8 protein-coding genes and 1 pseudogene are annotated in these 7,590 nt (G+C 59.2%); 6 read left to right on the top strand and 3 right to left on the bottom strand.

Annotation, left to right across the window (positions count from 1 at the left end):
• Positions 1 to 191: 191 nt before the first annotated feature.
• The 4 genes and pseudogenes from NW856_RS10470 to ribB form a co-directional block, all read left to right on the top strand.
• Complete coding sequence (locus NW856_RS10470; RefSeq protein WP_414400173.1) at positions 192 to 680, top strand: M67 family metallopeptidase; 489 nt, start codon at positions 192 to 194, stop codon at positions 678 to 680.
• Positions 681 to 926: 246 nt separating this feature from the next.
• The gene (locus tag NW856_RS10465) at positions 927 to 1,208 is read left to right on the top strand and encodes a MoaD/ThiS family protein (RefSeq protein WP_011433658.1); all 282 of its coding nucleotides are present in this window, start codon (positions 927 to 929) and stop codon (positions 1,206 to 1,208) included.
• A 2-nt stretch (positions 1,209 to 1,210) separates the two neighbouring features.
• Positions 1,211 to 2,380, top strand: a complete 1,170-nt coding sequence (moeB, locus tag NW856_RS10460; protein ID WP_011433659.1) for a molybdopterin-synthase adenylyltransferase MoeB — start codon at positions 1,211 to 1,213, stop codon at positions 2,378 to 2,380.
• A 143-nt stretch (positions 2,381 to 2,523) separates the two neighbouring features.
• Positions 2,524 to 3,672: pseudogene (gene ribB / locus NW856_RS10455) on the top strand (3,4-dihydroxy-2-butanone-4-phosphate synthase); the annotation flags it as partial.
• A gap of 60 nt (positions 3,673 to 3,732) precedes the next feature.
• Here ribB and NW856_RS10450 read toward each other — a convergent pair.
• The 3 genes from NW856_RS10450 to NW856_RS10440 form a co-directional block, all read right to left on the bottom strand.
• Positions 3,733 to 4,215, bottom strand: coding sequence for a hypothetical protein (locus tag NW856_RS10450; protein WP_414400172.1), 483 nt, complete (start codon positions 4,213 to 4,215; stop codon positions 3,733 to 3,735).
• Positions 4,216 to 4,329: 114 nt separating this feature from the next.
• Entirely contained in the window at positions 4,330 to 5,376 is a 1,047-nt protein-coding gene (locus tag NW856_RS10445) for a GntR family transcriptional regulator (RefSeq protein ID WP_414400170.1), read from the bottom strand.
• 152 nt (positions 5,377 to 5,528) lie between these two features.
• Positions 5,529 to 6,620, bottom strand: a complete 1,092-nt coding sequence (locus NW856_RS10440; protein ID WP_414400168.1) for an ABC transporter ATP-binding protein — start codon at positions 6,618 to 6,620, stop codon at positions 5,529 to 5,531.
• 97 nt (positions 6,621 to 6,717) lie between these two features.
• Here NW856_RS10440 and NW856_RS10435 point away from each other — a divergent pair, with 97 nt between their 5' ends.
• Together NW856_RS10435 and NW856_RS10430 are read left to right on the top strand one after the other, a co-directional pair.
• Positions 6,718 to 6,867, top strand: coding sequence for a hypothetical protein (locus NW856_RS10435; protein ID WP_414400167.1), 150 nt, complete (start codon positions 6,718 to 6,720; stop codon positions 6,865 to 6,867).
• 133 nt (positions 6,868 to 7,000) lie between these two features.
• Positions 7,001 to 7,501 (top strand): DoxX family protein, encoded by a 501-nt coding sequence (locus NW856_RS10430; RefSeq protein ID WP_414400166.1) that lies wholly within the window; start codon positions 7,001 to 7,003, stop codon positions 7,499 to 7,501.
• Positions 7,502 to 7,590 lie beyond the last annotated feature (89 nt).

The following is a 7,590-nucleotide window of genomic DNA, read 5'->3' as shown; positions in this document are numbered from 1 at the left end:
CAGTGCGGGGCTCCTGCGATTTCTAGCTGACCGCGCCACACTGGTGGCCGAACATTTTCAGCAGCGGCGGCCTCTGCGGAACAGCCTGCCCGTTGCGCCCCAATGGCATCCGCTGTAGCTAAGTTGAGGGATCCCCGGCCAACTTGTGCCAGAATAAAAGAACGGTAACTCCATCGGCAAAGGCGAGATTCATGGCCCTCTACCTCTCGGCAGACCACCTTCACAGCATCCGCCAGCACGGCGAACAAGCCTTTCCCCACGAGAGCTGCGGCATTTTAATTGGGGAAATCCGGGGATCCGACAAGATCATCCACGAGCTTTGGTCGGTGACCAACACCTGGGATCAAGCGGAAAACCCTCTGGCAGACGGGGAATCCAGCCGCCGCCGCTTTTTGATCGATCCGGCGGATTTCAAGCGGGCCAACGACCACGCGGTGCGCAAAGGGCTGGGGATCCTGGGCACCTATCATTCCCATCCCAACCATGCGGCCATTCCCTCCGAGTTTGATCGGCAGCATGCTTTTCCTTGGGGCTTTTCCTGTGTGATCGTCAGTGTGCGCGAGGGCAAGGCAGAAGAGGTGGTGAGCTGGGTTTTGGATGAGCAGGAGCAGCCCCAACGGGAGCCGATGCAGATGCTGGAAGACATTTGCATCCCCCCGCTCCCGGCTTTGGCAAGCTAGAGTCGTTTGGGCTTTGCCGCTGTTTGAGGCTGAAGTTCACGGCTAAGTTCAGTTGGGATCCTTGAAAGCTGGGATGGGCGCCACCGGAAAAAGCGGTAGTCTAGTGCTGAACCTTGTCTGTAACATAGCTGAATCCTCAAAGTCAGTAGACAGCCCCAACAAGATCGACAAACGGATAGGTCAGCCCAGATCCTCTGGATCCGCAAAAGTCCCCAGTAGATACCCCAGATCTCTCCCCGAACTCCCATGGCAACCAAAGTTCTGATCCCCTCTCCCCTGCGCCCCTACACCGACAACCTGGAGGCTGTCGAGATCGAGGGCAGCAATGTTGGCGAAGTGATGGGCAACCTCATCGCCCGCTATGGCGAGCTGAAGCGCCACCTCTACACCGAGGATGGGAAGCTGCGCAATTTTGTCAATGTCTACCTCAACGACGAGGATGTGCGCACGTTGCCCCAAGGCAACAACACCCCCGTGGGAGAACAAGCCGTCATCAGCATCGTTCCCGCTATTGCTGGAGGGTTGTGAGCATGTTGAACCTGGATACCAGCCAAGTCAGCCTCTCCCGCGAAGAGATGGAGCGGTTTTCTCGGCATTTGATCCTGCCCGAGGTGGGCCTAGAAGGACAGAAGCGGCTGAAAGCGGGCAAAGTGCTGTGCATCGGCACAGGCGGCCTTGGCTCGCCCCTGTTGCTGTACTTGGCGGCAGCCGGCGTGGGGCGGATCGGCATTGTCGATTTTGATGTGGTGGATGTGTCCAACCTGCAGCGGCAGGTGATCCACGGCACCTCCTGGGTGGGCAAGCCGAAGGTGGAATCGGCCAAGAACCGCATCCTGGAGATCAACCCCCACTGTCAAGTGGATGTTTACAACACCGCCCTGAAGGCCCACAACGCACTGGAGCTGTTTGCCAACTATGACGTGATTGTGGATGGCACCGATAACTTCCCCACCCGTTACCTGGTGAACGATGCCTGTGTGTTGACGGGCAAGCCCAATGTCTACGGCTCGATCTTCCGCTTCGAGGGACAAGCGACGGTCTTCAACTACGAAGATGGGCCCAACTACCGGGATCTCTACCCCGAGCCGCCCCCACCAGGACTGGTGCCCTCCTGCGCCGAAGGGGGAGTGTTGGGGATCCTCCCCGGCATCATCGGTGTTATTCAAGCTACCGAAACCGTGAAGATCCTGCTGGGCGTGGGCACAACCCTGAGCGGGCGGCTGCTGCTTTACGATGCCCTGAACATGAGCTTCCGGGAGCTGAAGCTGCGCAAAAACCCCGCCACTCCTCCCATCACCCAGCTTATCGACTATGAGCAGTTCTGCGGGATCCCGCCAGCCCAAGCCACAGAACAAGCTGGCCAGACAGAGATCCCCGAGATCACTGTGGCCGAGCTGAAAGCGCGGATGGATGCTCACCAAGACTTTGTGTTGGTCGATGTGCGCAACCCAAATGAGTGGGAGATAGGCCGGATCCCTGGTGCTCACCTGATCCCCCTGCCCCAAATTGAAAACGGCGACGGGGTGGAGCAGGTGCGTCGCCTCCTTAACGGCTCAGAGCTGATCGTCCACTGCAAGAGTGGGGCACGCTCGGCCAAAGCCCTGAAGATCCTGCAAGCTGCTGGGATCCAAGGAAAAAACCTGCGCGGGGGGATCCTCGCCTGGGCAGAGGCTTACGATCCCTCGATTCCCAAGTACTGACTCTGCCTTGGGATCCCTAGCTGTTGCCCGGTTTGCTCTAGCATAGATCCGGCAGATCCGGTGCCCAGAGCCGGCTGTGCCAGGTTTTCCCTTTTTGCGTCCCCTTTTCCATGAGTGCCATCCCGCAGGCCGAGACAGAAACGATCTTCCACTCCATCCCCGAAGCCCTCGAAGACCTCAAGTGTGGTCGCATGGTCATCGTGGTCGATGACGAAAACCGAGAAAACGAAGGGGATCTGGTCTGTGCTGCCCAGTTTGCCACGCCCCAAGCTATCAACTTCATGGCCACCTACGGGCGGGGCCTTATCTGCCTGGCCATGCAGGGATCCCGCCTCGATGAGCTGAAGATCCCGCTGATGGTGGGGCAGAACACCGACAGCAACCAAACTGCCTTCACCGTCAGCATTGATGCTGGGCCAGAGGCTGGAGTTTCCACCGGCATTTCCGCTGCCGATCGCTCTCGCACCATTCAGGCGGCCATTCACCCGCACACGCGACCGGAAGATCTGCGCCGGCCTGGGCATGTCTTTCCGCTGCGGGCACGGGAGGGCGGAGTACTCAAACGGGCTGGCCATACGGAAGCAGCGGTGGATCTGGCGATGTTGGCCGGGCTGTATCCGGCAGGGGTGATTTGCGAGATCCAAAACCCGGATGGCTCCATGGCCCGCCTGCCCCAGTTGATCGAATATGCCCGTCAGCACGATTTGAAGATCATCACCATCGCCCACCTCATCGAGTACCGCTTGCGCACCGAACAACTGGTTCACCGAGAGGCTGCCGCCACCCTGCCAACGGAGTTTGGCCAGTTTCGGGTTTACGGCTACCGCGATAGCCTCAACCAAGTCGAGCACCTGGCCCTGGTGAAAGGGGATCCGACCCAATTTGCCGCTGAGCCCGTCCTGGTGCGCGTCCATGTGGAGTGTCCCCTAGGGGATGCGCTGGGATCCCTGCGCTGCGATTGTCGCCGCCAATTGACAGCGGCCCTGAAGATGATCGACCACCAAGGCAAGGGGGTGCTGGTGTACCTGCGCCGGCAAGAGCAGGAGCTGAGTCTCATCGAGCAAATCAAGTCCTACGCCCGGCAAGATCTGGGACTTTCTGAAACCGCGCCACCGGTGGCGATGGACTTGCGCGATTACGGCATCGGCGCCCAGATCCTACGGGATGTAGGGGTGCGCAAAATGCGCCTGATCAGCAACACCTCTCGCCACATCAGCGGCTTGAAAGGATTTGGCCTGGAAGTGGCCGAGCGCGTGCCCCTGCTGGTGGAAGAGCCGGATCTCAATTTGCATGTGGAGCCGTCCTGTTCCCTGAAACTGTTGCTGCACGACGCTGGCGCAACCGATTCCGGCTCAAGCCTGTAGCGCGTTGTAGGGCCGAGGGCTATGGTGGAACAAAGACTGGGGTGCAGCCGGCTCGCCATCCACCACATAAGCCTTGGATCCCCAGCCCCAGAAAGACCAGAAAGGACGTTCGGGCTCCGATGGAGCCGTCATTGCTATGCGACGCTTCCGCGCTGGTGACAGGGGTGCGGAGCACTGGCGCGCCGGCGAGACGGAGTCCCTGGCTGTGGGGCTCAAGAGTTGCTTCGGCAAGACGGGAATGTCGGATCCCACCTGCGACCACACTTCATAGCCCTGAGGGCGCACCACCACCAGGCTGATCAGGGATCCGTGATCCATGTCGTAGCGGCAACTGGCGATGGCCTCTTGCAGCTGAGAAAAGCCCCGGTTGAAGACGTAAAAATGGTCTTGGAAGCGGATGGCCTCCCAGAAACCTTCCCGGGTGACCGCCACATAGTCGTGATTGGCGGAGGCGTAGTCGAGGATCACCATACGTGTAAAGACTGATCAGCGATGAATCAAAGTGAGTAAGCTTTTACCGTATTTCCACTTAAACACGATATCGGGCAGCCTGTCATCCGCAAAATGGCTCACCTGCAACAAGGCTTAATGGGTTTCTTTGCCTTGCAAACTGCTACTGCTTGCGTCCCCATCTCCTCCGGCTCCAGGGATCCCACCCAGTTCCCGTCGCAGCTCGGCCATGGCTGCTTCTCCGATGTGGGGGGTGGCGCAGACTAGGTTGGGTGTGCGGATTAGATCGCCTCGGGCTTGGCGCACCAAGACCCGCAGGGTGGGGTAGCTGGCCTCATCGCAAATCAGCGTATGGGCGCGGCGGATTAGGGATCCCACCCGTTCCGTATCCGAGATCACTGCCGTCAGCACCAGCAGGTCTCCCCGCAGACTGTAGACAATCACCTCGGCAACCTCCAGCAGGGCAGTGCTGATGCTCACCAGCCCCAGACAGGCGTAGGAAGGCAATTGGCGGATCAGGGCAATTGCACGGGCGTAGTCAGACACCTCCACCGTCAGAACACGGGCCCCTCGCGGCTGGGCAATGGCCTCGACGGCGCTGAGAAAATAGCGGAGCGTCACCACGGTGCCGGACTGGATCTGATCCAGGACGGTGGCCAGCTCCTCCAGGGGCACCAACTGGACCCGGATGCCCAAAGTCTGCTGGATTTGCTGGGCCATCAGTTGTCCTGTACCCAAATCCCGGTTGGGCACACACACCAGCACTTGGGCACTGCAGCGCAATCGCCAATCGATCTCCGCTAGCAGCAGATCCCGCACCTGCTCCAAAGAAAACCCCTGCTGCAGCAGCTGGTCGATGCCCTGGCGCACCTGCTCCAGGACCTGTCGGGATCGATCCAGGTTTTCCCCCAGGCCGCGAGAGTAGTTAACCACCTGGCGGGCGGAGCGGCTCACGTAAATGCCAGATCCAGCGCGGGTTTCCACCAGGCCCATAGCCTCGAGTTGGTGGTAAACCTTGTGGATGGTATTGCGGTGCAGGCCTGTTTGCATAGCCAATTGACGGGTGCTGGGCAGGCGGTAGCCGGGAGGAAATTGCCCGCAGGCGATGGCAAAGCAGAGCAAATTAAAAAGCTGTACGGAGCCAGGGATCCCACTCTCCGGCTGGATGGAAATGCGCATCATGGCCCGTTTTTCTCCCTTTGACAACGCCGTTGCGAGCCCGTTTCTGGGCTACGTAAGAATCCCTCGACTTCAGTCGGCGGGAGTGTCAACTGCCTGCAAGATAGCGCCGACGCCGGATAGACAAGCTCCAGAGGAGATCGGGATTGAGAGCCCTATTCGGGGATGCGGTGCATCCGGCTGGGATCCCAACTTAAAGTCACCTCCGTCCCTTCCGGCAACTGCTGCAAATTCAGGCCGGGGTTGGGTTGCACAGCCAAAAGTTTCACCTCACAGCCCGACACCCATACCTGATAGCGAATGAAAGCCCCTAGATAAGCAGTGTCGCAAATCCGTCCCCGCAAGCGGCAGTGGCCATCGGGGATCCCTTCTTCAGATAAGTCAATCCGAATGTGCTCCGGGCGCAAAGCAAACAGGGCCGCTTCTCCCACGCATCGTTCCGCCAGGGATCCCTCGATCAAGTTGGTTTGGCCGATAAAACCGGCTACAAACCGGGTGGCAGGTCGCTCGTAGAGCTCTGCCGGGGATCCCACCTGTTCGATGCGCCCGCGATTGAACACGGCAATACGATCGCTCATGGTCAGGGCCTCTTCTTGGTCGTGGGTGACGTACAAAAAGGTGAGACCAAGGCGGTGTTGTAGGGCCTTGAGTTCAAACTGCATCTGTTGGCGCAACTTCAAATCCAGCGCCCCCAAAGGTTCATCCAGCAAGAGCACCTGCGGTCGGCCAACCAAAGCCCGCGCCAAGGCCACCCGTTGCCGTTGCCCCCCTGAAAGTTGGCTGGGTTTACGGGATCCCAGATCGGGCAGTTGTACCAGCTCCAGCGCCTCTTGCACTCGCTTTTGGCGCTCCTTCGGCGGTATGCCGCGGATCATCAAGCTGTAGCCAACGTTCTCCGCCACCGTCATGTGGGGGAAGAGAGCATAGTCCTGAAACACCGTGTTCACAGGCCGTCGGTAGGGCGGCAGACCCAAAACATTCTGGCCGTTCAATTCGATCTGCCCCTCATCCGGACGCTCAAAGCCCGCGATCATCCGCAAACAGGTGGTTTTGCCCGAACCCGACGGCCCCAACAACGTAAAAAACTCCCCCTGCTGCACCTCCAAATCCACCCCGTCCACCGCTTGGATCCCGGAAAAGTTGCGGCTGACCCTCCGCAAACGAATGGCAGGTGGGGATCCCTCCTCTCTCCCGGCTTGGGATTTGGCGGAGCTGACATCAGAGGCGAGGACAGATTCGGCAATCATAGCGACAGGGTCAGCCAATGAACCCATTATGAGGGATCCATTTACAGAGGTTGACAGGTCTCAGCAAGGCCGGAAAAGTCCCAGGCCAAGAGCAGAGGTGGTGTGCGAGGGTGAAAGCTCGCCGGAAACCCACCCGACCGGTCGCGAAAGCGGGCCGGAGGCCTTGTTTTTGCATGGGATCCCTGTTTTTGCATGGGATCCCTTGACCACTGGGGATCTGAGTCCCACCCTTGTTACAGAAATTTAGAATCGTTACAATAAGTTAAAATCTTTGCTCATCTTTGCATCGCAGGTTTTATCCTATGGCACTCACTCAGCAGTTTCCCGTGCTACTCGCCTCAGCTTTGCGTCACGACAGCGTAACTCCGCGCTGGTCTCAGGTGGCGTGGACCGTTTTGCGGGTGGTGGCAGGGCTATTCATGATTCACAACGGCCTTGACAAACTGGCAGATATCGAAGGATTTGCGACGGCTTATGTAGAAGTGATCGGGTTGCCCTTCCCGATCTTCTTCGCTTATGTGGCTGCCTATACCGAGCTGATTGCAGCCCCCATGGTGGCGTTGGGTTTGTTGACCCGAGGGGCAGCACTGGGCTTGTTCGCCACGATGGCGGTGGCCATGTTCCACCACATCAAAGTGGCCGGCTTTAGCGTTCCCTATCTGGAGCTGTCGGCCATCTACGCAGCGATCTTCCTGGCCTTTGCGGTGAATGGGGGGGGCTGGTTCTCTGTGGATCAGCTCTTGGTGAATGCAATCGAGTCGTGGCTGAACCGCGCCAGCCGGGAAAAGTTGGAGAGCTTGCAGTCTTCGTTGCAGGCCACGGAACGGGTAATTGCGCTGGGCGAGGAAGAGGTCGAGGCCGCCAAGACCACCGGATCCTGAGCTTTGGTGGCCATTCCCGATAGCGGCGAGGCTGCTCCTCTCTCCCTCTGAGAGAGAGGTTAGCTAAACCGCCGGGAAGCCCCGCACTC

This window comes from Synechococcus sp. R3-13 (assembly GCF_047462195.1).
Lineage (GTDB): Bacteria > Cyanobacteriota > Cyanobacteriia > Thermostichales > Thermostichaceae > Thermostichus.
The sequence above is the reverse complement of the archived record's forward strand: the minus strand, read 5'-3'. Positions and strand labels throughout refer to the sequence as shown.

What these genes read in the sequence shown, in the direction of transcription:
- NW856_RS10450 (WP_414400172.1), bottom strand. Translation starts at nt 4,215, where the DNA reads ATGGTGATCCTCGACTACGCCTCCGCCAATCACGACTATGTGGCGGTC.
- NW856_RS10470 (WP_414400173.1), top strand. Translation starts at nt 192, where the DNA reads ATGGCCCTCTACCTCTCGGCAGACCACCTTCACAGCATCCGCCAGCAC.
- moeB (WP_011433659.1), top strand. Translation starts at nt 1,211, where the DNA reads ATGTTGAACCTGGATACCAGCCAAGTCAGCCTCTCCCGCGAAGAGATG.
- NW856_RS10440 (WP_414400168.1), bottom strand. Translation starts at nt 6,620, where the DNA reads ATGATTGCCGAATCTGTCCTCGCCTCTGATGTCAGCTCCGCCAAATCC.
- NW856_RS10465 (WP_011433658.1), top strand. Translation starts at nt 927, where the DNA reads ATGGCAACCAAAGTTCTGATCCCCTCTCCCCTGCGCCCCTACACCGAC.
- NW856_RS10445 (WP_414400170.1), bottom strand. Translation starts at nt 5,376, where the DNA reads ATGATGCGCATTTCCATCCAGCCGGAGAGTGGGATCCCTGGCTCCGTA.